The 26584-nt window shown below is 45.8% G+C and carries 27 protein-coding genes; 9 read left to right on the top strand and 18 right to left on the bottom strand.

The window, feature by feature from the left end:
- Positions 1–167 precede the first annotated feature (167 nt).
- The 3 genes from OW491_RS16005 to OW491_RS16015 all read left to right on the top strand — a co-directional run bounded on the left by OW491_RS16005 (position 168) and on the right by OW491_RS16015 (position 2679).
- Positions 168–473, top strand: a complete 306-nt coding sequence (locus tag OW491_RS16005) for a metalloregulator ArsR/SmtB family transcription factor (RefSeq protein ID WP_139303157.1) — start codon at positions 168–170, stop codon at positions 471–473.
- An 84-nt stretch (positions 474–557) separates the two neighbouring features.
- Entirely contained in the window at positions 558–1622 is a 1065-nt protein-coding gene (locus OW491_RS16010) for an alkene reductase (RefSeq protein ID WP_290036918.1), read from the top strand.
- A 133-nt stretch (positions 1623–1755) separates the two neighbouring features.
- Positions 1756–2679 (top strand): pseudouridine synthase, encoded by a 924-nt coding sequence (locus tag OW491_RS16015; RefSeq protein WP_290036919.1) that lies wholly within the window; start codon positions 1756–1758, stop codon positions 2677–2679.
- A gap of 5 nt (positions 2680–2684) precedes the next feature.
- Here OW491_RS16015 and OW491_RS16020 read toward each other — a convergent pair whose 3' ends face one another.
- The 6 genes from OW491_RS16020 to gatC form a co-directional block, all read right to left on the bottom strand.
- On the bottom strand, positions 2685–3104 hold the full coding sequence (locus OW491_RS16020; protein WP_290036921.1) for a DUF6691 family protein: 420 nt from the start codon (positions 3102–3104) through the stop codon (positions 2685–2687).
- Positions 3105–3113: 9 nt separating this feature from the next.
- Positions 3114–3635, bottom strand: coding sequence for a YeeE/YedE thiosulfate transporter family protein (locus OW491_RS16025; RefSeq protein ID WP_290036923.1), 522 nt, complete (start codon positions 3633–3635; stop codon positions 3114–3116).
- 154 nt (positions 3636–3789) lie between these two features.
- Positions 3790–5532, bottom strand: a complete 1743-nt coding sequence (locus tag OW491_RS16030; protein ID WP_290036924.1) for a sensor domain-containing diguanylate cyclase — start codon at positions 5530–5532, stop codon at positions 3790–3792.
- 180 nt (positions 5533–5712) lie between these two features.
- Positions 5713–7164 carry an Asp-tRNA(Asn)/Glu-tRNA(Gln) amidotransferase subunit GatB gene (gene gatB / locus OW491_RS16035; protein WP_290036925.1) on the bottom strand — a complete coding sequence of 484 codons (1452 nt, stop codon included), beginning with the start codon at positions 7162–7164 and terminating at the stop codon, positions 5713–5715.
- A gap of 11 nt (positions 7165–7175) precedes the next feature.
- On the bottom strand, positions 7176–8627 hold the full coding sequence (gatA, locus tag OW491_RS16040) for an Asp-tRNA(Asn)/Glu-tRNA(Gln) amidotransferase subunit GatA (RefSeq protein ID WP_290036927.1): 1452 nt from the start codon (positions 8625–8627) through the stop codon (positions 7176–7178).
- Between the two features lie 33 nt (positions 8628–8660).
- A complete protein-coding gene (gene gatC / locus OW491_RS16045) occupies positions 8661–8948 on the bottom strand; it encodes an Asp-tRNA(Asn)/Glu-tRNA(Gln) amidotransferase subunit GatC (RefSeq protein WP_075172842.1) in 288 nt (95 codons plus the stop codon).
- A 145-nt stretch (positions 8949–9093) separates the two neighbouring features.
- On the opposite strand from gatC, the gene OW491_RS16050 reads away from it, so the two are divergent.
- From OW491_RS16050 to OW491_RS16075, 6 genes are read left to right on the top strand one after another with little or no spacing between them, the layout of a single operon-like run.
- On the top strand, positions 9094–10131 hold the full coding sequence (locus OW491_RS16050) for a rod shape-determining protein (protein ID WP_075172841.1): 1038 nt from the start codon (positions 9094–9096) through the stop codon (positions 10129–10131).
- A gap of 57 nt (positions 10132–10188) precedes the next feature.
- Complete coding sequence (mreC, locus tag OW491_RS16055; protein WP_075172840.1) at positions 10189–11088, top strand: rod shape-determining protein MreC; 900 nt, start codon at positions 10189–10191, stop codon at positions 11086–11088.
- Complete coding sequence (gene mreD / locus OW491_RS16060) at positions 11081–11569, top strand: rod shape-determining protein MreD (RefSeq protein WP_075172839.1); 489 nt, start codon at positions 11081–11083, stop codon at positions 11567–11569. Before mreC ends, mreD begins: the two co-directional genes overlap by 8 nt.
- A gap of 12 nt (positions 11570–11581) precedes the next feature.
- Positions 11582–12163 (top strand): Maf family protein, encoded by a 582-nt coding sequence (locus tag OW491_RS16065; RefSeq protein WP_290036928.1) that lies wholly within the window; start codon positions 11582–11584, stop codon positions 12161–12163.
- Between the two features lie 37 nt (positions 12164–12200).
- Entirely contained in the window at positions 12201–13667 is a 1467-nt protein-coding gene (gene rng / locus OW491_RS16070; protein WP_178969792.1) for a ribonuclease G, read from the top strand.
- 23 nt (positions 13668–13690) lie between these two features.
- Positions 13691–17668, top strand: a complete 3978-nt coding sequence (locus OW491_RS16075; RefSeq protein WP_290036930.1) for a YhdP family protein — start codon at positions 13691–13693, stop codon at positions 17666–17668.
- 5 nt (positions 17669–17673) lie between these two features.
- Here OW491_RS16075 and yjgA read toward each other — a convergent pair whose 3' ends face one another.
- The 12 genes from yjgA to OW491_RS16135 form a co-directional block, all read right to left on the bottom strand.
- Positions 17674–18201 carry a ribosome biogenesis factor YjgA gene (gene yjgA, locus OW491_RS16080; protein WP_290036932.1) on the bottom strand — a complete coding sequence of 176 codons (528 nt, stop codon included), beginning with the start codon at positions 18199–18201 and terminating at the stop codon, positions 17674–17676.
- Positions 18202–18205: 4 nt separating this feature from the next.
- Positions 18206–19558, bottom strand: a complete 1353-nt coding sequence (gene mgtE / locus OW491_RS16085) for a magnesium transporter (RefSeq protein WP_075172834.1) — start codon at positions 19556–19558, stop codon at positions 18206–18208.
- A gap of 112 nt (positions 19559–19670) precedes the next feature.
- Positions 19671–19940 (bottom strand): HPr family phosphocarrier protein, encoded by a 270-nt coding sequence (locus OW491_RS16090; protein ID WP_075172833.1) that lies wholly within the window; start codon positions 19938–19940, stop codon positions 19671–19673.
- A gap of 28 nt (positions 19941–19968) precedes the next feature.
- The gene (rapZ, locus tag OW491_RS16095; protein WP_075172832.1) at positions 19969–20823 is read right to left on the bottom strand and encodes an RNase adapter RapZ; all 855 of its coding nucleotides are present in this window, start codon (positions 20821–20823) and stop codon (positions 19969–19971) included.
- 34 nt (positions 20824–20857) lie between these two features.
- Positions 20858–21316 carry a PTS IIA-like nitrogen regulatory protein PtsN gene (ptsN, locus tag OW491_RS16100; protein WP_290036936.1) on the bottom strand — a complete coding sequence of 153 codons (459 nt, stop codon included), beginning with the start codon at positions 21314–21316 and terminating at the stop codon, positions 20858–20860.
- A 25-nt stretch (positions 21317–21341) separates the two neighbouring features.
- Positions 21342–21632 carry a ribosome hibernation promoting factor gene (gene hpf, locus OW491_RS16105; RefSeq protein WP_075172830.1) on the bottom strand — a complete coding sequence of 97 codons (291 nt, stop codon included), beginning with the start codon at positions 21630–21632 and terminating at the stop codon, positions 21342–21344.
- 45 nt (positions 21633–21677) lie between these two features.
- A complete protein-coding gene (locus OW491_RS16110) occupies positions 21678–23213 on the bottom strand; it encodes an RNA polymerase factor sigma-54 (protein ID WP_075172829.1) in 1536 nt (511 codons plus the stop codon).
- A gap of 37 nt (positions 23214–23250) precedes the next feature.
- A complete protein-coding gene (gene lptB, locus OW491_RS16115) occupies positions 23251–23985 on the bottom strand; it encodes an LPS export ABC transporter ATP-binding protein (protein WP_075173548.1) in 735 nt (244 codons plus the stop codon).
- A gap of 4 nt (positions 23986–23989) precedes the next feature.
- Positions 23990–24493 carry a lipopolysaccharide transport periplasmic protein LptA gene (gene lptA / locus OW491_RS16120; protein WP_075178456.1) on the bottom strand — a complete coding sequence of 168 codons (504 nt, stop codon included), beginning with the start codon at positions 24491–24493 and terminating at the stop codon, positions 23990–23992.
- Entirely contained in the window at positions 24480–25052 is a 573-nt protein-coding gene (lptC, locus tag OW491_RS16125; protein WP_075172827.1) for an LPS export ABC transporter periplasmic protein LptC, read from the bottom strand. Before lptC ends, lptA begins: the two co-directional genes overlap by 14 nt.
- The gene (locus OW491_RS16130) at positions 25052–25588 is read right to left on the bottom strand and encodes an HAD hydrolase family protein (RefSeq protein WP_290036938.1); all 537 of its coding nucleotides are present in this window, start codon (positions 25586–25588) and stop codon (positions 25052–25054) included. Before OW491_RS16130 ends, lptC begins: the two co-directional genes overlap by 1 nt.
- Positions 25588–26562 (bottom strand): KpsF/GutQ family sugar-phosphate isomerase, encoded by a 975-nt coding sequence (locus tag OW491_RS16135; protein ID WP_075178454.1) that lies wholly within the window; start codon positions 26560–26562, stop codon positions 25588–25590. Before OW491_RS16135 ends, OW491_RS16130 begins: the two co-directional genes overlap by 1 nt.
- Positions 26563–26584 lie beyond the last annotated feature (22 nt).

Genomic DNA, 26584 nt, shown 5'->3' on the forward strand with positions numbered 1-26584 from the left:
TTGCATAGAGAATAGCTAGCCGTAACAGTTAGGCCTCTTTTAAATCAATGCTTTAACTGCTTTTTCTTTGTGGTATTAACTGTCGAGTAACAGATCGTTGCATAAATCCATATTTATATATCGAAATATATAGATATGCTTTTGTCATGTTCTTTGGGTAAATGGATATGACCGATAACGAAGTTGATTTAATTATTAAGGCGTTAGCAAACCCGGTTCGACGGGAGATATTAGTGTGGCTTAAACATCCTGAGTTGGAGTTCCCTAGTTCTCAATGCCCGTTTGAACATGGCGTTTGTGTTGGTCTCATTAATGAGCGCTCTAAACTGTCCCAGTCAACGATTTCAACGCACTTAGCAACATTGCAACGGGCAGGTTTGCTTGAATCAAGACGCCACGGGCAGTGGATATATTATCGCCGCAACGAAACGGTCATTTCTGCATTTACTCAACACATGCAATCGGCATTGTGATTAATTCACGGTGGCTTCCTTACTGATTGCTAAATCCGTTAATAGGCTTGATTGCTGACACAGCAAAGGCTCAAGGAGTTTGAAATGGCAACACTATTTGATCCAGTTCGCATTGGCGATTTCTCATTACCCAACCGTATTATTATGTCGCCGTTAACCCGCTGTCGCGCCAGCGAAGGGCGTGTACCAAATGAGCTAATGGCTGAGTATTATGTCCAACGTGCTGAGGCCGGGTTGATTATTAGCGAAGCAACATCGGTCACCCCAATGGGTGTTGGCTACCCCAATACGCCTGGAATATGGTCTGACGAGCAGGTAGAGGGATGGAAAACAGTCACGGATGCAGTTCATAAAGCAGGCGGTCGTATTGTATTGCAGTTGTGGCATGTAGGGCGGGTTTCCCATTCCATGTACTTAGAAGGGGCGCAACCGGTTGCGCCCAGTGCCATTGCCCCTGATGGTCATGTGAGTTTGGTTCGTCCTATCACGGCCTACGAAACACCACGCGCGCTGGAAGCGGACGAAATACCCGCCATTATCGAGGCATATCGAAAAGGTGCGGAGAACGCGAAGAAAGCAGGCTTTGATGGTGTGGAGGTTCATGGAGCCAATGGCTATTTACTGGATCAATTCCTACAAGATTCAACCAATAAGCGCACTGACGCCTATGGTGGACCTATCGAAAACCGCGCCCGTTTGATGTTGGAAGTGACAGATGCGGCCATTCAAGTATGGGGTGCGGGTAAAGTAGGTGTCCATTTATCACCACGTGCTGATGCTCATACCATGGGCGATACTGACTTGGCTGCTACCTTTGGGTATGTGGCTCGTGAATTAGGTAAACGCAAAATTGCATTTATTTTCACGCGTGAAAATTTCAATTCACCAGCACTTACTCCTGAATTGAAAGCGGCATTTGGCGGTTCTGTAATTGCTAACGAAGCGATGACATTAGAGCAAGGAACTCGTTTGGTGAGTGAGGGGGTTGCAGACGCTATTGCTTTTGGAGTGAAGTATATTGCTAATCCAGATTTAGTGACGCGTTTACAACAAGGTGCAACACTCAATGAAGCTGATCCAGCTACTATGTATGCCCCGGGCGAAAACGGTGATCCGGCGCAAGGCTACACTGATTATCCAACCTCGTAGTAACCCGCTTTAAAGGATCAACGATCGACAAATACATGCGGTTGCAATCTACTGGCTCTGTTTTAGCTGGCAGATTAACTGGGTGGTACACTAGTGCAGGTGTATCATCCGTTTTTTGTATTTAGGGTTATGTATGGGTATTGCGGCACGTCCTTCGTATAAAGTTATTCCCCAAGATGTGTCCTGTACTATGAGTGTGCTGGATTTTTTATGTTCGGCTTTTCCGGCTATTTCAAAAGATGTCTGGGTACAGCGTATCGTCGATGGTCACGTTTTTTGGGAAGACCGATCACTTATCTCCTGTGATAGTGTATGTCGTGCGCAGCAAAAAGTTTTTTATTATCGTGAAGTAGCCACAGAAATACATATCCCTTTTGATGAGAAAATCATATACGAAGACGAGCACAAGCTGATCGTTTGTAAACCTCACTATTTACCTGTTGTTCCATCAGGTCCGTATGTTGATTCATGCTTACTCAACAGGCTTATTAGTCGAACAGGCAACACAGAATTAACACCGGCGCATCGAATAGATCGCGATACCGCAGGCTTAGTGCTTTTCTCTAAAAAACCTTCAGAGCGTGGTTTGTACCATGGACTATTCGCATCCGGAGAGATTCAAAAAACATACCGTGCGGTTGGTGTGCTTAACAGAGTGATATCCGCTCAAGAAATGAAAGCAGGTTGGCGTATCGAGAATCGCATTATTAGAAGCACACCGAGGTTTAGACAGCAGGCTGTTGACGCGACTGGCCAGGACATTAACGCTAGATCACTCATAACTTGCCTTGAACAGAGTGATGGTTTGGGGTTGTTTGAATTAAGCCCGTTAACCGGAAAAACACACCAGCTACGTGTTCATATGGCGGGGTTGGGCTTTCCTTTGTTGAATGATCCTTACTATCCCGTACTTTTACCTGAACAATCCAAAGATGATTTCAGTAAACCTTTGCAGTTATTAGCCCAAGCGATGAGTTTTACTGATCCGGTCACGCAGCAAGCACATCGTTTTATGTCTAGTCGACCACTTCTGTGGCCTCCAGATTCTGATCAATAATAAAGTTAAGACGTTCTTTTTATCCCGCCACCTGCCCATAAACCAGCCAGCATGGCTGGCACAATAATAAGTGCTGGCCAATAGCTGAGTCCTAATCCGACCAGTGCTGGCCCTGGGCAAATGCCTGTTAACCCCCAACCCATTCCAAAAATGACACTCCCTAGTATTAGGCTCAATGTGATGTTTTGTTGGCTTGGTAGTTGGCACTCAAAACTAGGATCAGTTTGAGACCGCCGTAGCGCTATCCGAACACCGATAAAGCTACAGGACACGGCCGTAATCAGAACGACCACTAGTGAGGGGTCCCACTGGCCTGTGATGTCTAAAAATCCATAAATTTTAGTAGGGTTAGCCATGCCTGAAATAATTAGACCTAAGCCAAAAAGAATACCTGCTAAGAGAGCAACAAAGGGATGATTTTTCATGATGGTTTCTTAAATCCAGTGCAGTAAGTAATGAGCAACATAAAAGGTAGCTATTGCCGAGCTGACGAAACAGCCAACCGCGACAAATGATCGCTTTGATAAGCGCGCCAGCCCGCAGACACCGTGTCCGCTGGTACAACCATTAGCTAACCTCGCTCCCAATCCAGTTAAAAAACTACCGCCAGCCAGTAAGCCAAAATATACAAGGTTCATGTTCTCTGACGCAGGATTAGTAGGTAGTGAGGAAGTTGGAGGGCTACCCATTAGCTGAAAGGTTAATGAGTGCAAAAGCGGAGCACTTAGTAAGCCTAATAAAAAAAGTATGCGCCAATTTGAAAACAGCGACACGGGAGCTTCTGCTACGTTGCTGGATGGTTTGTGCGGAATAACTTTTTCGAGCAAGCGAGAAGTAATTCCGCTAATGCCGGCTATCTGGCCGTTTATAACAAGTAAAAGTCCAGCAGAAGAGCCAATTAATAATCCGCCTATCAATGCTTGAATAGGCATGAAGTTAATCCAATCTACCGTCATAATAACCTCTTATATACGTGAATAGTAAACAGTGGAGGCCAAAGACCCGCACGAAATAATTCGATATAAAAAGAGTATAAGCTATTTTTATTAGTAAAATCTAATATAAGTTTGTGCGATAGTTTTGAGGTGAGTAAACATGAGCTGGCGGATATTAAAAGCGGCTTTTATTTACTTTTTTGTATTGGTACATCACTTTGTCGGCACGGCGCAGTAAAGACTCTACATCTTGCCCATGTGCGGGGAATTTTGAGTCACCAATGGAGGCCGTGACATATACGTTCTCTCCGGGTGGTATATCGTGCAAGGTATTTAGCGGAGCTAGTAAAACATCATTGAAACGCTGTTTTATTTTATCAATATGGGTGCGGTGATTTTGCTCTCTAAGGACTGCAACAAACTCATCACCGCCGTAACGTGCTAATAAATCGTCAGGCCCAAGTAGGGTTTTAAAGCGTTGTGCTACTTCAATCAGTGCGAGGTCGCCATTGTCGTGGCCAAAGAGATCGTTTAAGGGCTTAAAGTTATCTAAGTCTATAAAGAGTAACGTAAACGGAACTTTGGTTTCCCCTTGCTTAGCGGGCGCCGTCAGGTTGGTTAAGTGTCTTTCAAGGGCAGCACGATTGGCTACGTTTGTTAATTGATCGGTAAATAAGCCTTTGCGCATATCCATGAAAGAACGAGCTAAAACACCTATCTCGTCTTTTCTGCTTAGTGTGGCAGGTAGGGTATCCTCGGAGTGGTCTGCATCCATTACCGCTCGTGAAAGGGAAGATACATCACTTGCCACTCGGTTTAAGATTCTAAAGCCAAGGCCTATAGCGATTAATACAGCAATGACACCCAACAGCCCGACCATAAAGACTTGCTTGGTTACCCCCGCTAAAATATCACTGCGGGGGACGATAATAATGGCCGTCCAGTCTAATCCTGCTGTATCAATAATGTGCTTATAAGCCATATCCAACGTTTCATTTTCTGTGGATAAGGTTAGGCTTCCGGTGTTCTTACTGCTCTCTTTTTTTAAGAGTGGAACGATATGATCGTATGCCAGTTTAATCATGGGTTCACCCGCATCCGATACGGTAACGCGTTGCATCATGCCGCTGGGTAATTGTCGCACATTGATAGTGTTAGAGGAGGCAAGTAGCTCGCCACTGCTTTCTACTAAAAACGCGAGACCATTTTCACTGACTTTTAAGTCGGCAATAAATTGATTTAATTTTATTAATGAAACATCCGTAGCCACAACACCGCTTAACTGGCCAGAATCCGAGAGTACTTTGCGCGCACGCGTCACGACAAGGTCACTGGTTGCGAAGTCTACATACACGGCAGTCCAAGTGTGGTTTTGTTGTTCGCGTTGCTGGCCTGAGGTAAACCAAGGCCGGATACGAGGATCAAATACGGCATCTTCGGTTTTTACGTAGCTTTGTTGGCCGTTAATACCACTAAAAGAGAAGTACTCTCGTGGTTTACGTGGGTCTAGTTTGATACGGACTTCGGCTTTGTTATTTTCGAGCCGCTTGAGGCCGTACGATTGGCCCAAAGTATTACCGTAATATACATAATCGTTTGGGTCAGTGTGTAGGGTGGTAGCCGTCCAAAAGCGCGTACGCATTTGGTCAATAATAGGCGTAATGTCTTTTGGTGCCGTCATGCCTTTGGGGAAGGCGGCTTCTAATACGGCACTGGAGCCAAACATATGGCGGTCAACCGCCTGGCCTATACGCTCTACCATCTCTAACGATAAGCGTTCAGAGAGCGTCGCTACCATTCGAGATCCAGCCCAGTACGAAATTAAGCCAATGACTAGGGTCAGCATTAGGATTAATGTTACATAAGGAGTGATAAGGGTGCTTTTAAGAGAAACAAATGAGTGTTGCTGGCGCCGCATATTTAGTCCTTGGTAAACGAAAAGATCACTCTGTATAAGGAACCTTAGTCGATAAGTCTCAGAATTGTAACAGTTAATAGCTGAACAGTTTTTAACTAAGGCAAATTGACGCGCCAATACATTGTTTATTATTTTTTAAATAGATCTATGGAGGCAGTCCCCCCATAGATCTAAGCTTTACTAGCAAAGAGAGTCTAACTTTTGTTTTAGAACACCCTGCACCTGACCGGGGTTAGCCTTGCCCCCAGATATCTTCATGACTTGACCCATAAAGAAGCCTAGCATTTTGCCCCGTTTGTCGGGTTCTGCAGCAATATATTGATCCACTTGCGGTTGGTTAGCCGCAATAACTTGATCCACTAGGCCTTCAATTGCACCTGAATCAGTGACTTGCTTCAGGCCTTTAGCTTCGATGATCTCATCGGCTGTACCGCCTTCAGTCCACATTGCTTCAAACACCTTCTTGGCTATATTACCTGAGATGGTGTTGTCTTTAATGCGTTGTAATAACCCGACTAACTGTTCAGCAGTGACCGGCGCTTGAGTGACCGATAGATCGTTTTGGTTGAGTAGTTTAGAGAACTCGCCCATCACCCAATTTGCGGCCAGCTTGGCGTCACTAGCCAGCGTAGCTGTTTGTTCGAAAAAGTCGGCAAGGGCTTTATCGGAGCTGATGACACCTGCATCATATTCAGACAGCTGATATGTTTCGATAAAACGAGTACGACGAGCCGCGGGGAGCTCCGGTAGCGAGTCTTTTACGGCTTGGATGTATTCGTCATCGATAACAATAGGCAGCAAATCCGGGCAAGGGAAGTAGCGGTAGTCGTTGGCTTCTTCTTTGCTACGCATAGAGCGGGTTTGATCTTTGTCAGCATCATACAAGCGCGTTTCCTGGGTGATATGGCCGCCATCTTCTAGGATGTCAATTTGGCGAATAATCTCTCCTTTGATCGCTTTCTCAATAAAACGGAAGGAGTTGATATTCTTGGTCTCAGTACGGTTGCCAAATTCCTCTTCACCTTTGTAACGTACCGAAACGTTACAGTCACAGCGAAATGAACCTTCAGCCATGTTGCCGTCGCAGATACCTAAGCTGGTGACTAAAGAGTGTATCTTTTTAACATACGCCACAGCCTCTTCGGCAGAGCGCATGTCAGGCTCGGACACGATCTCAAGCAGCGGAGTGCCTGCACGGTTGAGGTCGATGCCTGTCATACCAACAAAGTCTTCGTGCAGTGATTTACCTGCGTCTTCTTCAAGATGAGCGCGCGTTACCCCAATGCGTTTGGTGCTGCCATCTGATAACTCTATGTCGACATAGCCTTTACCCACGATAGGGTGGAAAAGTTGGCTTGTCTGATAGCCCTTGGGTAAATCAGGGTAAAAGTAGTTTTTGCGATCAAAAACAGACGTTTTACCAATATCAGCCTCAATGGCAGTACCAAACATTACTGCCATCCGCAAAGCTTCCTTGTTAAAGACTGGCAAGGTCCCAGGTAGCGCTAAATCAACGGCATTTGCTTGTGTGTTAGGCTCAGCGCCAAACGCAGTGCTGGAGCCTGAAAAAATCTTCGTTTTCGTTGCGAGCTGAGCGTGAATCTCTAGCCCGATTACTGCTTCCCATTCCATATGTATTCCTCTTAGCGTGCTTCGGGCTTGCGGGTGTGCCAGTCGGTGGCTTGTTGATATTTATGCGCCACGTTCAGGAGTTTTTCTTCAGCAAAATAATTACCGATGATTTGTAAACCAACGGGTAAGCCATTACTGAAGCCGCACGGAATGGACATGCCAGGCAGTCCAGCTAAGTTGAGTGACAGTGTAAAGATATCTTCCATGTACATCTCTACTGGATCTGTCGTTTTTTCGCCAATGTTAAAGGCGGTAGTGGGTGTGGTTGGACCCATGATGACATCCACATCTGATAAAACGCGAACGAAGTCCTGTTGAATTAAGCGTCGAATTTGCTGAGCCTTCTTGTAGTAGGCGTCGTAAAAACCTTCGGAGAGCGCATAAGTGCCGACAAGAATACGGCGCTTTACCTCTGAGCCAAAGCCCTCGCCGCGTGTGCGTTTGTACATGTCCTCGAGATCTTTGGGGGCGCTGCAGCGGTGGCCGTAACGAACGCCGTCAAACCGCGATAGGTTGGATGAAGCCTCAGAAGGAGCGATAATATAGTACGCAGGCACTGATAAAGCAGTGTTCGGTAAGCTGACTTCTTTAACGGTTGCGCCAAGTGCTTCATATTCTTTGATTGCCGATTGTACAAGTGTTGCAATCTCTGGGTTGAGCTGCTCAGAAAAGAACTCTTTCGGTAAGCCTATCTTTAGGCCACTGAGGGGCTGGTCTAAGGTGGCGGTGTAATCGGCTACTGGATAGTCAGCGCTGGTAGAGTCGTTTCCATCAACACCGGCCATTACGTTCAACATTAATGCACAATCATGCGCTGTGCGGGCCATTGGGCCGCCTTGGTCTAACGAAGAAGCGTATGCAATCATGCCAAAGCGTGATACCCGGCCATAAGTCGGTTTGAGGCCCGTTAGGTTACAAAAAGCAGCTGGCTGTCTAATGGAACCACCTGTGTCTGTACCGGTTGCCGCTGGCGCTAAGCCTGCGGCAACAGCCGCCGCTGAACCACCTGAGGATCCACCAGGTACTCGGGCGGTATCCCAAGGGTTACGGCATGCGCCGTAATAGCTGTTTTCATTGGATGAGCCCATCGCAAACTCATCCATATTGGTTTTACCCAATGTGACGGCGCCGGCATTGTTGAAGTTTGATACAACAGTGGCATCGTATGGCGAAATAAAGTTGTCCAGCATTTTAGAGCCAGCCGACGTTTTTACGCCAAGGGTGCAAAAAATATCTTTATGGGCAATGGGTACGCCCGTCAGCGCGGTTGCTTTGCCTTGCTGTCGACGCTCATCAGCGGCTTGGGCTTGCTGCAGGGCAAGTTCGTCGGTCACTGTGATATAGCTGTTGTACGTTGAATCCTTAGCCTTGATTAAATCAAGGTAGGCTTGAGTCAGTTCTACGCTGCTGAAATCGCCCTGTTCAAGACTTGTGGACAATTCGGCCAGTGTTTTATCTAGCATGTTCGTTGTAATCCTGCTGTAAATAGGGCGTATTTATTCGATAACCTTAGGAACCAGAAACAAACCCTTCTCTACGGATGGGGCAACGCTTTGTAGATGATCACGTTGGTTTGTTTCTGTTATTTCATCCGCACGTAAGCGCTGTATGGCGTCTAGAGGATGATTTAAGGGCTCTATATCGACTGTGTTGATGGATTGCATTTGATCCACTAAGTCGAGGATATTCGTCAAATTTTGCGCATATTCTGGGATATCCGCTTCGTTGATGTTGACGCGCGCCAAATGGGCGATTTTTTCTACGTCAGATTTGTCTAAAGCCATTGGATTCTCGCTGACACATTAAAGTAGGCCTAAAAAAGGGTAACTTAACATATTTGTTTCTTGCTCTAAATGCCTGCCGTTGCTAGAGTTACGTGTTTTTAAAATACGTCAGCTACATCGTAACTCTTTAGGGTCTCCTCTCATCATGTTTAAGAAAATTCGAGGTCTGTTTTCTAGCGACCTTTCTATCGATCTGGGCACCGCCAATACGCTGATTTTTGTTCGCGATAAAGATATTGTTCTTAATGAGCCATCAGTGGTTGCGATCCGTCAGACGGGCAACCAAAAAACTGTCGCCGCTGTAGGTACCGATGCAAAACGTATGCTCGGTCGTACTCCTGGCAATATTACAGCGATCCGTCCCATGAAAGATGGCGTTATCGCTGATTTTCATGTGACCGAAAAAATGCTCCAGTACTTTATCAGTAAAGTACATGACAACAGCTTCCTATCACCTAGCCCTCGTGTGCTGGTGTGTGTACCTTGTAAATCAACGCAAGTTGAGCGTCGAGCCATCAAAGAATCGGCTTTGGGAGCGGGAGCTCGTGAAGTTTATCTAATTGAAGAGCCTATGGCTGCGGCAATCGGTGCTGGTTTGCCGGTAGAAGAAGCAAGCGGTTCTATGGTTGTTGATATCGGCGGTGGTACTACTGAAATCGCTGTGATCTCTCTAAATGGTATTGTTTATGCTGAGTCGGTACGGATCGGCGGCGACCGCTTTGACGAGTCTATTGTTACCTACGTGCGTCGTAACTACGGTAGCTTAATCGGTGAAGCAACTGCTGAGCGCATCAAACAAGAGATAGGTACAGCCTACCCAAGTAACGATGTGTTAGAGATAGATGTTCGCGGTCGTAACTTAGCTGAGGGTATTCCGCGCAGCTTTACGCTTAATAGCAATGAAATTTTAGAAGCATTGCAAGAGCCGCTTTCTTCCATTGTGCAGGCAGTGAAAAGTGCGCTTGAACAATGCCCACCGGAGTTGGCGTCAGATATCGCAGAGCGCGGTATTGTGTTAACGGGCGGGGGTTCTATGCTACGTAATATCGATCGTTTAATTAGCGAAGAAACAGGCTTGCCTGTTATTTTGGCTGAAGACCCGCTGACGTGTGTTGCACGTGGGGGCGGTCGTGCATTGGAACTTCTGGATAAGCACGCGTTCGAACTGCTAACCTTCGAATAAGCAGAGCAGTCGTTTGCTGGCTGAGAGAACCTCCCGTGTCATGACGGAAGTACATTAATGAAACCTATATTTAAAGGCGGTATTCCCCGCCTTTTTTTCCTTATTTTGGTAGTTGTCTCTATTGTTTTTATGATCACGGATAATAGTGATTCAAAAGCACGTGAGGCTAAATCTTACCTTTCCTTGTTACTGACGCCCATTCAGTGGTTGGTCGATCTCCCTTCTCGTATGGCTGATGATGTATCGGATGTGCTTGTTAGCCGCCGTTCATTAGCTAAAGAAAATGAGCAGCTTCGCTCGGATGTGATCAGTTTAGACCAACAAGTTCAACAAATGGCGTCTTTGACGGCTGAGAATATTCGCTTGCGAGAGCTGTTAAATGGCCGTGAGCGGATTCCTAATGAAGTTAAACTGGCCGAACTCATCGGTGTAAATCCGGACCCTTTTCAGCATCAAATTATTTTGGGTAAGGGCTCGGAAGACGATGTATTCATAGGTCAGCCCGTGCTTGATGCCGGTGGTGTACTTGGACAAGTGGTTGAAGTATCACATTATACTTGCCGAGTTATGCTTATCACCGATGCGCGTCATGCGCTGCCGGTGGAAATTATCCGTAACGGTTTTCGTTCGATAGCACTGGGTAAAGGGACAATGGGAGAGCTAGAACTAGAACACGTACCCGATACAGCCGATGTGCGTGAGGGAGACCTGCTAGTGACTTCAGGTTTAGGCAAACGCTTTCCTTATGGTTATCCCGTTGCTCAAATTGTGAGTGTGGTTCGCGATCCAGGACAGCCCTTTGCTATCGTGAAAGCCGTGCCATCGGCTCGATTAGATAAAAGCCGGCACTTATTATTAGTCGAGCCTGCTCCTATTGTGCCTGAAGAGCCTACCGAATCAGAAATGCTCGAAACCCCAGAAGATGTGCAGTCTCAGGAGACGCCAGCAAATGGCTGATCGTCACTCAGGTGGTGTACTCATCGTCGTAGGGACATTAATTATTGGCTTTATACTAAGCCAAATGCCGTTACCAGCCATGCTCGTTTGGTGGCGTCCAGAGTGGGTAGCTATGTTGGTTATCTACTGGGTGATGGCCCTGCCTCACCGTTTCGGGATAGGTTCGGCGTGGATGGCCGGTATAGTGTTAGATGTGCTCAAAGGTAGCTTATTAGGGATGAATGCGCTGTCCTTGACGATAGTTGCACTTATTACGTTAATTTTGCATAAACGATTGCGTATGTATCGTCTGTGGCAGCAAGCGATGATGGTGTTAGTGCTTGTTGGTATTAACCAATTGATTTTTCACTGGATTCAATCCATGGCGGGTACAACAGGCGACAGCCTTATCTTCTTATTGCCAGCCTTAGTAAGTGCGCTACTGTGGCCTTGGGTATTTGTTGTGCTGCGCGGTATTCGTCGTACATTTCATATTCGCTAGTCAGGAGTAATGATGACAACACTCATTTTGGCTTCGGCCTCTCCTCGTCGCAAAGAGTTGTTAGAACAGATTGGCGTGCATTTTAGTTCGTTAGCGGTTGATATTGATGAATCGGTGCGTTCGGGAGAGTTGCCTGCCGTTTATGTCGAGCGTTTGGCGTGTGAAAAGGCCCAGGCAGGTTTTGATAGATCCGGTAACCCTGATGCCTTGGTGTTAGGCTCTGATACCAGCGTTGTCATTGATGACCGTATCCTAGGGAAGCCTTCTTCTGAAGATGAAGCGTTGGCTATGTTGATGTCACTTTCTGGAAAAGAACATCAGGTAATGACGGCTATTGCTGTGGTCGGTTCTGGTATAAAGGCCAGTCAAGTGGTCACAACACAAGTCCAGTTTAATGTACTAGATGAAAAAACATGCCGACAATATTGGGCGACTGGGGAGCCAGCCGATAAAGCAGGGGCTTATGGTATTCAGGGGCTGGGTGCTGTTTTTGTAAAGTCCTTATCGGGAAGTTATACAGGAGTTGTGGGCTTGCCGCTTACTGAAACCGCCGCTCTTTTACAAAAACATGGTATAACTATTTGGCACCGCTAATTTATTTATGAATAAGGAAAGCTCTGTGGCTACAAGTATTGGTGAAGAAATTTTAATTAACTTCACGCCCATGGAAACACGGGTCGCCATTATAGAAAATGGTATGCCACAAGAGATTTATGTAGAGCGTAGTGCGCGCCGTGGTATTGTCGGGAATATTTATAAAGGTAAGGTTGTTCGTGTATTACCTGGTATGCAGGCTGCCTTTGTAGAAATTGGCTTAGAACGCGCTGCTTTTATTCATGTAGAAGATGTTTTACCGCAAAATATTTCCGCTGAAGAAAAGTCTTCAACTACTATTGCTCAAGCACTACGCGAGGGGCAATCCTTAATTGTTCAAGTCACTAAAGACCCTATTGGCACAAAAGGCGCTCGCTTAACCACGCACTTGTCTATTCCATCGCGTTATTTAGTGTATATGTCAGAGAACACTCATATTGGTGTTTCGCAGCGTATTGAGGATGTTGAAGAGCGAGATCGATTGCGGGCACTTTTACAATCATGCCTCGATGAGGATGAAGGTCCCCAAGCCGGTTACATTTTGCGAACGGTTGCAGAAGGCGCCTCTGATGCAGAGTTGATTGCTGATGTAAAATTTTTGCGGCGTTTATGGAAGGCAATAGAACGAAAAATTCAAACGGCAACTGTTCCTTCTATCGTATATGAAGATCTCCCGCTTAATATGCGTGCGCTTCGTGACATGGCGCACTCGGGTATTGAGCGTATCCGAATAGACTCACGTGAGACTTTTCAAAAAGCGCAAGAGTTTACCGAAGCGCTAGTGCCTGAAATTTTTGACCGCTTAGAGTACTACCCCGGTGAGCGTCCCATTTTCGATTTATACAATGTTGAAGATGAGATGCAAAAAGCCTTGGGCCGCAAAGTAGAGCTAAAGTCAGGCGGCTATCTTATTTTTGATCAGACGGAGGCGATGACCACAGTTGATGTCAATACTGGAGCCTTTGTGGGGCATCGCAATCTTGAAGAGACAATTTTCAAAACTAATTTGGAAGCCGCTACTGCAATTGGTCGACAGCTTCGTCTGCGAAATTTAGGCGGCATTATCATCATCGACTTTATTGATATGGAGCTTGAAGAGCACCGACGTCAAGTACATCGCACTTTAGAGAGAATGTTAGAGCGGGACCATGCTAAGTGTAAGGTTACGGGTGTTTCGGAGCTTGGCTTAGTTGAGATGACGCGTAAACGAACACGTGAAAGCCTTGAGCATATTTTGTGTGAAGTATGCAATCAATGCCAAGCGAGAGGGTCTATCAAGACACCTGAAACGATTTGTTACGAAATTTTCCGTGAAATTCTTCGTCAACATCGTGCCTACGATACTGAAACTTATATGGTTTTAGCATCTGAGCGGGTGGTCGAGTACTTAACCGATGATGCGTCTGATCACGTGGCTGAACTCGAAGCTTTTATTAATAAAACAATCCGCTTTCAGGTAGAGCCAATGTATAACCCTGAACAGTATGACGTTGTTTTGCGTTAACCACTTTGTAGTAGATTAGGTCGATGAATCAGCGTCTAAAAAAAGGTTTTACTGGGCTGTGCTTAATAGCTTTTTTTATCGCTTTAGTTGGCTTGATGGTGTTACGGCTCGGTTTTCCCCATCTTCCCCGTATTGCTGATGACATCACACAGTTCATTTCAGAAAGAACCAACTTACACATTGAAATAGGTGCTTTGCAGACGCATTGGCAAGGTGCTTACCCTGTTTTTGATATCAGTGATTTACGCATAACTGATAATAAAGCGCCTTCCCAATTATCTATTGTATCAAGCCGTGTGAACGCAAGCGTGGATCTCTTTCGTTCATTGCGATATTGGCAGCCGATATTTAAATATGCCGACGTCGATGGTTTGAAGGTCAGGCTTGTAGAGCCTGAAAGTGGATGGACGCAGAGCTCTGCTAAAGTGCCGGATGCTCAAACTAGCCGCTTTAACGATGTGTTGAATAAAACAGCAACACTCTTATTTACACAGTCTCATATCGATATTAGTAATGCAGAATTTGAGCTCATGCTGGCTGGTGAGGAGGTAAGACGTTTTTCTCCCGTTACTCTGGCGATAGATAATACGCGTAAGCAACACCAAGTTGTTGGGCAGGCACGTTTAGAAACTGAGCAAGGGAAAAACAGCGAAGCCGCTTTCGTTATCGAAGCTGATCAGTTGTCGCCATCACGCCCCTTAGATGGTGAATTCTCAATTTATGCGAAAGTGAGTGACGTAGGCACTCCTATTCTTGATCTCGCAGGTGAGCTACTGCCCATTGAAATATCACAATTGGATGCCAGCGCTGAATTATGGGCAACGTTATCTAAGCGTGAACTATCTCGCTTACAAGGTCGTGCATCGGTTGATAAGTTGAGTTTTGCTGATGAAAAGTTTGATAACGTCATTGATAGCAGTTTTACTTTTGCGGCTGAGCCAAAAGGCAATAATCGGTATCAGATTCAAGTATCTAGTTTGACGTTGGTAAGCGATCATACGCCGGCCGACACATTAAGCCTACCTTACGTAACAGCGATGATACAGCTGCCAACTCCAAACTCAGAAACAGAGAAGGGAGCTTTGGCACTAAAGCAATTAGCGATTCAATCGTTGCCTCTGCATTCAATTGCTGCTTGGCTAAAAGATAAAGCGTATTTGACAGACTCTTTGAATCAAGCCATCGACTTACTAAACCCGAAAGGGCATTTGGAAAACGTGCTAGTGACTTGGCCTGACGGCGCCGCATTAATTGACTTTGAAGCAGTGGCCGACTTAGTTAGTGTTGGTCTTGATGAGTATTTTGGTTCCCCTTCGGTTGCTAACGTAAATGGACAGTTAGTTTTTAATAAAAACACTGGGCATGTAGATTTAGATACAGATCAGTTTGATTTGTCATTTCCGTCTTTGTTTGAATCAGGTTGGCACTACAGCCATGCAAAAGGTCGGGTTAAGTGGAATATTGAACGTCCCCCCGGGTATGACTTACCTGTAGTTGTTGTTAATAGCGGTTTGTTAACGCTTTCCAAAGCTGCTGAGCAGGGAGAGGAGGCTATAAAGGACTTAGAAGCTTCAGGGCGTTTCCGTTTAATGCTGCCTATTGAGCGTAAGCATCAGAGTGAATTCTCTTTGATGATCGGTCTGCAAAATGGTGAAGCTAGTCAGGCTGCTGGTTACGTGCCGGCCAAAGAAGTTGGTGAATCGCTGCATGCTTGGATTAAACAAGCGGTTAAGTCAGGGACGGTCAAGCAAGGGCTGTTGTTGTTACGAACAGATACCCGTAATTTAGAAGGCCGTACTCCTCCAACAGTTCAGCTCTATTTAGATATCGAGCAGGGAAAAGTCGCTTTCTTAGAAGGGTGGCCTGCTGTCTCTGACACCGATATGACATTATGGCTAGATCAGGAAGGCCTTCGGATCCGATCTGAAGATGCGAATATTATGCGCAGTGCTGGCAATGTGGAAATCACTTCTTCGCCGGATGTTAGTCGTTTATCCATAAAAACCCACCTTTCGGGTGCAGCAAGTGATATACAGCAAATATTAAATACCCCAGATATTCGTCAAGTCGTTGGTGATGGGCTAGAGAGCTGGCGTATTAGCGGTTCGCAAACCACCGATGTGAGCGTTGATATTGCTCTTGAAGGCCAGCAGCCTCCAAAAGTTCAAGTAGTCTCGTACCTAAAGGGTGGTTCTTTTAAGGATAAGGCGCAAACACTCGCGTTTACGAAGATTAATGGAACACTTCGCTTTTCCTCGGCGGCAGGCTTGTCGGCAAAGGGGCTTAAAAGCGAATTTCTAGGTAGCCCTGTTGTCGGGAATATAGAGACAGTTGCGGCCACGTCAGAATCTCCAGCAATTACCAGAGTCTCACTCAATGGAACGTTATCAGCAGCGGCTTTACATAAATGGACAGGCTTGAGCTTCCTCAATAGTGTTAAAGGCGCTGCGGCTGTTGCTGGGCGGATGGATATTTGTGATGGCTCTCCGCTGTGTAATAAATTAGTGGTTAATACTGACCTAAAAGGTGTTGAGTTGCTTCTGCCAGCGCCTTACGGAAAGTCATCTTCTGAAACTAAATCTTTGCAGCTAGTCGGTCAGTTAGGTATTAATGATCCGGTTTGGCGGTTCAATTTGAATAACCAGTTGCGTGGGGTCACCAAAATGATGGGAGACCTTGCGGGGACTCGTATTTTTTTAGGCGATACAAGACCGCAAGAACCGAGCACGCCGGGTGTTTGGGTAGAAGGGCGGCAAGGCACCATTGATCTTGATGAGTTGTCGGCTTTGCTCAAGCGTAATGAATGGGTATCCGGAGCTTCGGCAGATCCAGCACAGACGCAAAGCCAAACAAGCAATGTCCCGGTTACTGTTTCATTAATGGTCGATCAAGTTCTCTATGAAAATATGCGCTTACCTCGTGTAAACGTAGTTTACCACTCACCCGTCAATGGCCGTGCGACTATTGGTGTGATTAGCCCGGTTGTTACTGGCGATATTAAAATTCCGGAGGATGATCAACAGCCTTATCAAATATCTTTGAAGCATCTACGGCTCAATACACAAGGTAAAGGCGCTATCTTCTTGAACCAGCCGGAATCGTCAAGTTCTGAAGCGCCGTTAATTGATGTTTCTCAGTGGCCAAAGATGAATGTGGTTATTGATGAGTTGCGTTTGAATAGTCATGAGTTGGGGCGCTGGCAAGCCGCACTTGTGCCAAGTTCTCAGGGGCAATTCACTGTATCGAGCATTACTGCAGATATAGGTTCTTATCACCTAACGGGAGAAGCAGGTTGGAGCGTACAAAACAAAGCGCCTCAAAGCTACCTTGATTTGAGCTTTGCCGGTGGTGATTTAGGAAAGGTCATCGCGCAATGGGGTTATTCGGGAGTCATTGAGTCGACTAAAGGCAATCTTAGTGCAAAGTTAAGTTGGCCGGGATATCTATGGGGATTCACACCGGATGATCTGAGTGGTAATTTCGTCATGTCATTAACTAATGGACGTATTGTCGAAAGTGGAAATTCCGCTAATATTTTACGCCTCTTTGGTATCCTTAACTTTAATACGATAGTGCGTCGCTTAAAGTTGAATTTCACCGATTTGGTAGAAAAAGGGGTGGCTTACGATACCCTAGATGCGAGCTTTTTAATCAATGATGGCATAGCCTATACGGACAAGCCTTTAAGCCTAGAAGGTCCTTCGGCCGATTTGAAGTTAAATGGCGAGTTGAATTTAGCGCAGCAAACTATTAATGCGAAGATGGATGTTGTTTTACCGTTAACGAGCAATGTGCCAATCGCGGCAGTGTTATTAGGCGCGCCTCAAATAGCGGGTGCTGTTTTTATTATTGATAAGTTGATAGGTGATAAGCTTGAGAAGGTTAGTACGTTGACCTATCAACTTAATGGGCCGTGGGCTGAACCTGAAGTAGATACCGTGGTGTCTGAAAAGGAAAAACAGCGTAACGATCCATTTAGAATGGACCGTAATGATAAATAATGCTGTTACGCTTGTTTGCTCTCTTCTAGTTGGCGCAAGTATTTAAAGAGTTTGCGTGAAGCGGCTGGCGCTTTATTGTCTGCCTTTTCTTTTTGAGCGTTTCTGACTAGCTGGCGCAAATGTTGTACATCAATAGTGCTGTATTCATTAATGATGACATCTAGCATACCGCTCTCATTTGCGATCAAACGATCACGCCATTTTTCGAGCTTATGAAACATTTGGTTATGCGCTTCAGATGTCGAATCAAATCGATCTAGCTGTGCTTGTATAGCGTCCCCATCTTCATGGCGCATGAGTTTGCCAATATATTGCATTTGGCGCTTTAGCGCGTTGCGTGAGCTTAGCCGTTTAGCTTCCACAATAGCGTCGTAAAGTGTTTCATCAATAGGCATGCGCTTAAGTTGATCTGGGCGCAAATCAATCATTTTAGTGCCTATGTCCTGAAGTGCTTCAACTTCTCGTTTACGTTGCGAACGACTGACAAAGTCATCATCTTCATAGTCGGTGTCATGTGTATCGATATTGCTCATTAAGTTATCCGTAGAAATAAGTGGCTAGGCCAAGGAAGGCAAAAAAACCTACCACGTCGGTAATTGTAGTCAGTAAGACACTGCCTGCCAATGCTGGATCGATCCCCCACGCTTTTAATACGAGGGGAAGTAGGGTGCCGGCCAGTGCTCCGACAATTAAATTGATGACAATAGCTAACCCAATAACGATACCGATAGTTTGGCTGCTGAACCAGACCATAGACACCGCTGCCACGACCCCGGCCCATATGATCCCGTTTAATAAGCTGACTAACAGCTCGCGGTTAAGAAGCCAGCGAGCGTTTGAACGCTCGACATGTCCTAATGCTTGACCACGTATCATCAGAGTTAAGGTTTGGCTGCCTGCTATACCGCCCATGGATGCCACAATGGGCATTAGTACGGCCAGAGCAACTACTTTATCAATGGTGTCTTGGAAGAGTCCGATCACAGATGAAGCAAGTAACGCTGTTAGTAAGTTAATACCCAGCCAAACAGCGCGACGGCGCGTAGTTTTTAAGAGTGGAGCAAAAGTATCTTCATCTTCATCCAGACCCGCCATGCTCATTAAGGAGTGGTCGGCATCTTCCCGTATAACGTCGACTACATCGTCGATAGTGATACGTCCCAATAATTTACCGCTCTTGTTAATAACAGGGGCAGAGACTAGGTCGTGCTTTTCAAATAGAGAAGCAACCTTATCATCAGGCATGTCAGCAGGTATGGGCTTAATATCGGTATTCATTATTTCCCGAATTGTAATTTCGGGGTCACTCACCAACAGCTTGGTAAGGGGAAGTGTGCCTATGTATGAATTCTTTTTTCGGCTTACTACAAAAAGGCTATCCGTCATCTCTGGGATTTCATTATGGCGACGAATATAGCGCAAGCACGTTTCTACCGTTATATCGGGGCGGATAGTAACCGTGTCGGTATTCATCAAGCCGCCAGCGGTATCCTCTGGGTAAGCCAAGATCTCTTCGATGCGCTCGCGATTTTGCTGATCCATAATTTGGAGCAGCTCGCGAGTAATACGCTCTGGGAGTTGTTGTAAAACGTCGGCTACATCGTCGGTATCTAATGTTTCCGTAATCGCTAATAAACGATCAGCATCCATTTTGCTTAAAATGTCGGCCTGGATATCATCAGCAAGGTATTGCAGTACCTTACCTTCATTCTCTGGATGGATTAGGTTCCAAAGAATTTGGCGCTCTTTTGGGGGCGACTTTTCGAGTAAATGTGCGACTTCTACAGGACGTAATGTGCTGTTAAGGGTGAAACGGACTTGTTGAAATGCGCCGCTATTGAGAGCGCTATTTAGCTTGTCTAATGCTGTGGTATCTTCTTGAGCCGTCATAAAGTCCTTAGGTGCTCACTGTCAGCGTCAGGATAGAGTAGGGGCGCCTTGGTGGCGTAGGCGCTAGTATAACGGATAGTTCTTAAGCCTACAGTAGATCTGTTGGCTGATATTACTCTTCTTCGTCAAAGCGGTTATTAATTAACGCTTCTATCGCGCTCAGGGCTTCATCTTGGTCTTCGCCTTGAGTTTTTACAGTAAGTTCGGTGCCTCGACTTGCGGCAAGCATCATAACAGACATGATACTTTTCCCATCCACTTCTCGGTCATCTTTTTCTAGGCGGACGTCGCACGAAAAGCGCGAGGTTGTGTTGATGAGCTTGGCGGCTGCGCGGGCGTGTAAGCCGAGCTTATTTATTATTGTGATTTTCTTTTCTAGCATGCGCTTATTCCTGATCTTAAACTGGCACTTAGTGCAGTTCTCGGTGGCGTATGTTCACCGTATCCATGAGTGATTTAAAATAGCCCGTTAGCTTCTCCGCAAGAAAAACGGACCGGTGCTGGCCGCCGGTGCAGCCAATACCTACCGTGACATAACTGCGGTTATTGTTGGAAAACTCAGGCAACCACTTTTCAATGTAACCGCGAATATCCTGGTACATTTCATCGACCAGAGCCTCGTTACTTAAAAAGTCGATGACAGGCTTGTCCTTGCCCGTAAATTTACGTAATTCAGGAAGCCAATAAGGGTTTGGCAGTACACGGACATCAAATACCATATCGACATCCATTGGAACGCCATGTTTAAAGCCAAACGACTCAAATTGGAGTGATAACGTTTGCTGTTTACGCTCTGCTACACGTAATTTAATCGTGTCACGGAGGTCGTATAGTGACATATGCGTAGTATCGATTCTTATATCGGCAATTTCGGCGATCGGCTCAAGGAGCTTTTTTTCGTACTCAATTGAGTCAGTTAATCCACTAAACAATTCTGACATCGGATGTCGACGTCTAGTTGAGCTGTAACGGTTGAGTAAGCTTTCAAGTGACGCGTTAATAAACACGAGCTCGGCGTTAATGTCGCTGTGTTCGTTAAAATCACGCCAGATCTCGGGGAGTCGCTCTAAATTACTCGATAAGTTACGAGCATCGATACAAACGGCTATTTTTTTGAATTGAGCATCGGCTTCTAGATGCTTAATTAAATCCGGCAATAGCATAGCCGGTAAGTTATCAATGCAATAAAAACCCACATCTTCCAATGCCTGCAAGGCTGAGCTTTTTCCTGAGCCGGACATCCCGCTAATGATTACCAATTTCATGAGAGCTCTCTTATTGCATTAGGCTGATGTCACTTTATTGGAATAAGCGCATCGCTGTAGCCAATAGGTTTTCATTGCTGTCGGCTTTTCGAAGGGCGACACGGCATTCATCTTGGCTAAAGACTTCTGCTAATTTTGCTAAAGTGCCGAGGTGCTCATCACAGGCCGCTTCAGGGACTAGCAAAAAGAACAGTAAATCTACAGGACGGCTGTCGATAGCATCAAAATCGATAGGCTCTGCTAAGTGAATCAGCGCTCCTATCGGTGCTTCGATACCCGCTAATCGGCAATGGGGTATAGCAACCCCTTCACCGATGCCGGTACTGCCCAGCCTTTCTCTGCCAATTAGGCCGGTGAAGATAAGTTCGTGTGTGACTTCTTCACCGACTGATTCAGCAATGAGTTTGCTTGCCATTTCTAGCACGCGCTTTTTGCTGCCGCCCTCTACTGCTTGTAGAGTGCGGCTAGGTGTTAACAGAGAAATTATGGGCATATGACTTCAATTAGTTATTAGAAGGTTATTTATGGCTCTTGAGCTTTTCTTTATGTTTGATGATTTGACGGTCTAGCTTATCCGTCAGGGCATCAATGGCCGCATACATATCCGGCTGCTCACTGGTTGCAAATATTTCGCCTCCAGCAATATGCATGTCAGCTTCGGCAATTTGCCGCTGTTTATCAACACTCAAGGTCACTTGTACGTTAGTGATGTTATCGAAATGGCGTTCTAGCTTGTCAAACTTAGTGTGTACATACTCGGACAGTGCTTCAGTCAGTTCTACATGGTGACCTGTGATATTGATCTGCATAGATTGTCTCCTTAGCACGACTCTTCAGTCGTATGCGTATCGTTATTAAACCAGACGCTTGCGTTCATTAGAAGGAGCGATTCCCATCGCTTCGCGATATTTGGCGATCGTCCTTCGAGCGACCTGGATTCCTTCTTCATCGAGAAGTTGAGCAATTTTACTATCACTTAAAGGTTTAGCAGGGTTTTCGGCAGCTATCAGTTTTTTTATGACCGCTCGTATGGCTGTTGATGAGGCTGCGCCACCATCGCTGGTGTTGACATGGCTTGAAAAGAAGTACTTTAGCTCAAATATTCCGCGAGGTGTGTGCATGAATTTTTGTGTCGTCACACGTGAGATAGTGGATTCGTGCATCTCAACTGCTTCGGCAATGTCATGTAACACCATGGGCTTCATAGCTTCTTCACCATGCTCAAGAAAATCTACTTGCCTTTCGATAATTTGACTTGAAACTTTTAGCAGAGTTTCATTTCGGCTGAGTAGACTCTTAATAAACCAGCGTGCTTCCTGTAAATGGTTTTTTAAATAGGTGTTATCCGCGCTGGAGTCCGCTCGGCGAATCAAATCAGCATACTGAGTGTTGATCCGTAAATTAGGTGAAGCTTCAGAATTCAAGCGCACGGTCCAAACACCTTTGAGCTTTTCCACAAAAACATCTGGAATCACATATTCAGCTTTTGAAGGTGAAATCATTGCTCCCGGCTGCGGGTTTAGCGTTTGAATGAGTTCAATAATAGCCTGTAATTGTGGTTCTTTGATGCGTAGCTTGCGCATCAATTGTTTGTAATCATGGTTACCCAGTAAGTGGATATAATGTTGGCACAAGTTCAACGTTTGCGCTAACAAAGGAGGCGGCTCAGGTAATTGTTTTAATTGTATGCACAGGCATTCACCTAAGTCGCGGGCCGCTACACCGGGCGGATCAAACTGCTGTACGCGATGCAATACGGCTTCGAACTCTTCCAGTTCTGCTTCTTGGAAGCGTTCTGGTTCTTGGCGTTTAAAGTCTTCAAGCAGCTCTTCAATGTTAAGGCGTAAATAGCCTTCGTTGTCGATCGCATCGATAATGGCTTCAGCAACTAAACGGTCGTCTGCGGACATCCTTGTTAGGTTAAGTTGCCATAGCAAATGGTCTTGGAGACTCTCCTCGGCACTATCATTCGATTCAAAAAAGCTGTCATCGTCACGATTACTTGTGCTCGATGTGTTGCTGCTAGTTTGGTAAGTGTCGTCCCAAGATGAATCGGTTGATAACTCACTGGGGATGTCATCGTTCCACTTGTCGTCAAAAGAGTCGGGTTCTTGGTCGTCAGATTGTGTCGATTCTTGTGTTGTTTGCGCCGTGTATTCCGATGGGGTTTGATCTGAATTGCTAGGCTGCTCGCTCTGTGTAGAGTTGTCCTGCGGAGCCGCATTGTCTTCACTGTCTTCATTAGTTTCCAGCATGGGATTGCTGTCTAATGCAGATTGAATCTCCTGCTGTAGATCAAGTGTCGATAATTGCAGTAAGCGAATTGCTTGCTGTAATTGTGGGGTCATCGTGAGATGTTGCCCCATTTTTAACTGTAATGACTGCTTCATAAATTACAAGTAGACTCCAGAAAACACGAGGTGTTGCTTATAGTCGAAACGATTCGCCGAGGTAAGCAGCACGAACTTTTTCATTTGCCAGTATATCGCTTGGCTCGCCTTCAGCTAGGATAACACCTTCACTGACTATGTAGGCTTTCTCACAAATGTCGAGTGTTTCTCTGACATTGTGGTCCGTTATTAAGACTCCAATACCTTTTGATTGTAGGTGTTTTATCGTCTTTTTAATATCATTTACAGAGATTGGGTCAACCCCTGCAAAGGGTTCGTCTAACAAAATAAAAGCGGGCTCGGAGGCTAGGGCACGCGCTATTTCGACTCGGCGTCGTTCTCCACCAGACAAGCTCATGCCTAGACTATTTCGTATGTGCGTAATGTGAAACTCTTCTAGCAACTCTTCCATTTTGGCTTTTTGTTGATCAACTGATAGCTCTTTTCGCATTTCTAAAATGCCAAGTAAGTTATCTTCAACACTGAGCTTTCGAAAAATAGACGCTTCTTGAGGTAAGTAACCAATTCCTTTGCGTGCGCGTTGGTGCATAGCCAAAGGGGTAATCGTTTCTTCGTTGATAGCTATTGAGCCGTTATCAGCTTTGACCAAGCCCACAATCATGTAAAAGCAGGTAGTTTTACCGGCACCATTGGGACCCAGAAGTCCTACGATTTCACCGCTATTGACCGAGAGGGATACATCGCGAACGACATTACGTTTTTTGTATGATTTTGCTAAGTTGCGAGCGTGTAAAGTGCTATCCGGCGTCATCATATTATTTCGCTTTTGGTTGGATAATCATTTGTACGCGCTGTCCTGAGTTGCCTTCACCGCTATAGGCATTAACGAGAGACTTTTCCATCTGATAGACAATGCGTTCGCCGCTGAATTGGTTCTTGTCTTGTTCTACGCGAGCGTTGCCGGTGATTGTGATGGTTTGTTGATCAACTTGATATTCTAAACGTTGACCAAACGCGTCGGTAATAGCTTGGTTTGCTGATGCTTGTTGGCTAAAGCTTGCTGGACTACCCGTGGCGACAATGCGGTTTACGTCATTATTTTTTTGATAAAGGTTAACCTTAGCGGCTTTTATTTTCATAGTACCCTGGGTAATAAGCACGTTGCCCGTATAGGTAGTAATTCCGCTATTTTCATCAATCTGAGCGCTATTAGCGGCGATATGGATAGGCTTCTTGCGGTCGTCAGGTAACGCAAAGGCAAGCTGGGTAGCGAATAGGCATGTGCAAGCCAACAGGGATAGTTGTTTAAGGTTCGACATAAAAAGTGCCTTTTACGTCCGATAGTAAATCGGAGGTCCGCGAATTAATGTTGATCGTCATGCCAGTTGCTGTCGTTTCAAACTGTTGGTTTGTTATTTTGACGGGTAGGTCTGTGCTCGCGATACCACTGCGGCGGTCAAAATTTAACGACGACGTGGTTAGTAAACTGGCATCGGGCATGTTGGGATTATGCGTGACGCGTACGTCTTCATCAAGCGTCATGCGGTCTTCATTATCAAATAACGTGCCAGTTTTGCTGGTGAGCGTGACAGGTGTTCCTTTTTCATCCTGCATTTCGACGGATGGAGAAAGTAGTCTGGATAATGCTTGATCGGGAAAGTGAGTTAACTCAGCGGCTGACAGTGTCGCTTTAAGCTTCCCTTGTTCATCGAACTCTTTTACTTTGCTGCCTTTTAGGTAGTAATCCGCACCCTGTGATAATGCGCTTTGTGTCGGTGTCTCTTGCACGTCATCAGGGTTAATAATCCAGTAAGCGAGAAGCGGTAACAAGAGAATACTTGCAACGGCTACTCGCGCTTTGCTTTGGTTCAGTAGCATTAACGGAACCTCTGGTACGCCTGTGCTAACAAGCCTTTGGCTTGTAGGATAGTCTCGCAAAACTCACGAGCGGCTCCATACCCCCCTGTTCGTTCAGTTACCCAACTGGCCTCTTCTTTTACAAGAGGGTGCCCATTGGGAACTGTTGCACCAAAAGCAACGGCTGTAATAGCGGATAAATCAGGTAGGTCGTCGCCAATATAGGCGGTTGTCTCTTCGCTATGAGCTGTTTTGTCTAGTATTTCACGCAGGGCGGTAAGTTTGTCATCCCGTCCTTGGTGCAGGTATGTAATTCCCAGTGCTTTGACACGCATTTCGACTTGCGGTGACTTTCGGCCAGTAATGATCGCGGTTTCAATCCCCATGTCATGCAGCATTTTGAAGCCTAGGCCGTCTAGGGTGTTAAACATTTTGACTTCTGAACCATCTGCAAGGAAATGTAAACTGCCGTCAGTTAAAATACCATCCACGTCAAACACTGCTAGCGTGATGTTTGCGGCGCGTTTTGCAAGTTCAATATTGTCGATAGTGCGCATTAAATCACTCCTGCTTTTAACATGTCGTGCATATTCAGTGCGCCAGTAGGGCGACCTTGGTCATCGCAAGCAATCAGCGCGTTGATTTTTTTAGTTTGCATGATGTGAAGGGCTTCGGCGGCGAGCATTTCTTCGTTAACGGTTGTTGATTGGCGTGTCATGACTTGTTCTATAGGTGTTGATTTGAGGTCAAGGTTCAAATCAAGCGTTCGTCGCAAGTCTCCATCGGTAAATATACCGACCAGTACACCGTCTTTGTCGACAACTGTTGTCATGCCTAAGCGCTTTTCTGTAACTTCTATGAGAGCCGCGTTAACTGATGTGCCGAGTTCGACGGTAGGTATGTCGTCGCCTGCGTGCATAATGCTTTTAACTTTGAGCAAGAGCTTGCGGCCGAGGCTACCACCAGGGTGAGAAAAGGCAAAGTCTTCGGCGGTAAAACCTTTGGCTTCAAGTAAGGCGATTGCAAGTGCGTCTCCCATCACCAACTGCGCAGTCGTACTGGATGTAGGTGCTAAGTTGAGAGGGCATGCTTCTTCGGAAACAGAGATGTCTAAATTGACATTAGCTTCTTGAGATAATGTGGATGCAGGGTTACCTGTAATACTGATTAGCGGAGCTGCCATCCGTTTAATGAGCGGCAATATAGTCACAATCTCAGCGGTTTCACCTGAGTTGGATAGCGCAATGACCACGTCTTCTGGTGTGAACATCCCCATATCGCCATGGCTGGCTTCACCTGGGTGAACAAAGAAGGCCGGAGTGCCTGTGCTGGCTAGTGTTGCTGCAATTTTACAGCCAATGTGACCTGACTTACCCATACCTGTGACAATGACACGTCCTTTGCATTCGATCAGCAATTCGCAGGCTGCTTCGAATCCGGCATCTAAATGCGGAATAAGTTCTAGTACTGCTTCGGCTTCTAATTTAATAGTACGAATAGCAGATTCTAAGAAAGGTTTGCTTTGTTCCATAATAAAACTTACTTATTTCCGT

Source organism: Neptunomonas sp. CHC150, from assembly GCF_030397555.1.
Taxonomy (GTDB): Bacteria; Pseudomonadota; Gammaproteobacteria; order Pseudomonadales; family Balneatricaceae; genus Neptunomonas; species Neptunomonas phycophila.

Bases quoted from the DNA above. Each gene is read 5' to 3' on its own strand.
- OW491_RS16005 (WP_139303157.1), top strand. From the start codon at position 168: ATGACCGATAACGAAGTTGATTTAATTATTAAGGCGTTAGCAAACCCG.
- OW491_RS16010 (WP_290036918.1), top strand. From the start codon at position 558: ATGGCAACACTATTTGATCCAGTTCGCATTGGCGATTTCTCATTACCC.
- OW491_RS16015 (WP_290036919.1), top strand. From the start codon at position 1,756: ATGGGTATTGCGGCACGTCCTTCGTATAAAGTTATTCCCCAAGATGTG.
- OW491_RS16020 (WP_290036921.1), bottom strand. From the start codon at position 3,104: ATGAAAAATCATCCCTTTGTTGCTCTCTTAGCAGGTATTCTTTTTGGC.
- OW491_RS16025 (WP_290036923.1), bottom strand. From the start codon at position 3,635: ATGACGGTAGATTGGATTAACTTCATGCCTATTCAAGCATTGATAGGC.
- OW491_RS16030 (WP_290036924.1), bottom strand. From the start codon at position 5,532: ATGCGGCGCCAGCAACACTCATTTGTTTCTCTTAAAAGCACCCTTATC.
- gatB (WP_290036925.1), bottom strand. From the start codon at position 7,164: ATGGAATGGGAAGCAGTAATCGGGCTAGAGATTCACGCTCAGCTCGCA.
- gatA (WP_290036927.1), bottom strand. From the start codon at position 8,627: ATGCTAGATAAAACACTGGCCGAATTGTCCACAAGTCTTGAACAGGGC.
- gatC (WP_075172842.1), bottom strand. From the start codon at position 8,948: ATGGCTTTAGACAAATCTGACGTAGAAAAAATCGCCCATTTGGCGCGC.
- OW491_RS16050 (WP_075172841.1), top strand. From the start codon at position 9,094: ATGTTTAAGAAAATTCGAGGTCTGTTTTCTAGCGACCTTTCTATCGAT.
- mreC (WP_075172840.1), top strand. From the start codon at position 10,189: ATGAAACCTATATTTAAAGGCGGTATTCCCCGCCTTTTTTTCCTTATT.
- mreD (WP_075172839.1), top strand. From the start codon at position 11,081: ATGGCTGATCGTCACTCAGGTGGTGTACTCATCGTCGTAGGGACATTA.
- OW491_RS16065 (WP_290036928.1), top strand. From the start codon at position 11,582: ATGACAACACTCATTTTGGCTTCGGCCTCTCCTCGTCGCAAAGAGTTG.
- OW491_RS16075 (WP_290036930.1), top strand. From the start codon at position 13,691: ATGAATCAGCGTCTAAAAAAAGGTTTTACTGGGCTGTGCTTAATAGCT.
- yjgA (WP_290036932.1), bottom strand. From the start codon at position 18,201: ATGAGCAATATCGATACACATGACACCGACTATGAAGATGATGACTTT.
- mgtE (WP_075172834.1), bottom strand. From the start codon at position 19,558: ATGACGGCTCAAGAAGATACCACAGCATTAGACAAGCTAAATAGCGCT.
- OW491_RS16090 (WP_075172833.1), bottom strand. From the start codon at position 19,940: ATGCTAGAAAAGAAAATCACAATAATAAATAAGCTCGGCTTACACGCC.
- rapZ (WP_075172832.1), bottom strand. From the start codon at position 20,823: ATGAAATTGGTAATCATTAGCGGGATGTCCGGCTCAGGAAAAAGCTCA.
- ptsN (WP_290036936.1), bottom strand. From the start codon at position 21,316: ATGCCCATAATTTCTCTGTTAACACCTAGCCGCACTCTACAAGCAGTA.
- hpf (WP_075172830.1), bottom strand. From the start codon at position 21,632: ATGCAGATCAATATCACAGGTCACCATGTAGAACTGACTGAAGCACTG.
- OW491_RS16110 (WP_075172829.1), bottom strand. From the start codon at position 23,213: ATGAAGCAGTCATTACAGTTAAAAATGGGGCAACATCTCACGATGACC.
- lptB (WP_075173548.1), bottom strand. From the start codon at position 23,985: ATGACGCCGGATAGCACTTTACACGCTCGCAACTTAGCAAAATCATAC.
- lptA (WP_075178456.1), bottom strand. From the start codon at position 24,493: ATGTCGAACCTTAAACAACTATCCCTGTTGGCTTGCACATGCCTATTC.
- lptC (WP_075172827.1), bottom strand. From the start codon at position 25,052: ATGCTACTGAACCAAAGCAAAGCGCGAGTAGCCGTTGCAAGTATTCTC.
- OW491_RS16130 (WP_290036938.1), bottom strand. From the start codon at position 25,588: ATGCGCACTATCGACAATATTGAACTTGCAAAACGCGCCGCAAACATC.
- OW491_RS16135 (WP_075178454.1), bottom strand. From the start codon at position 26,562: ATGGAACAAAGCAAACCTTTCTTAGAATCTGCTATTCGTACTATTAAA.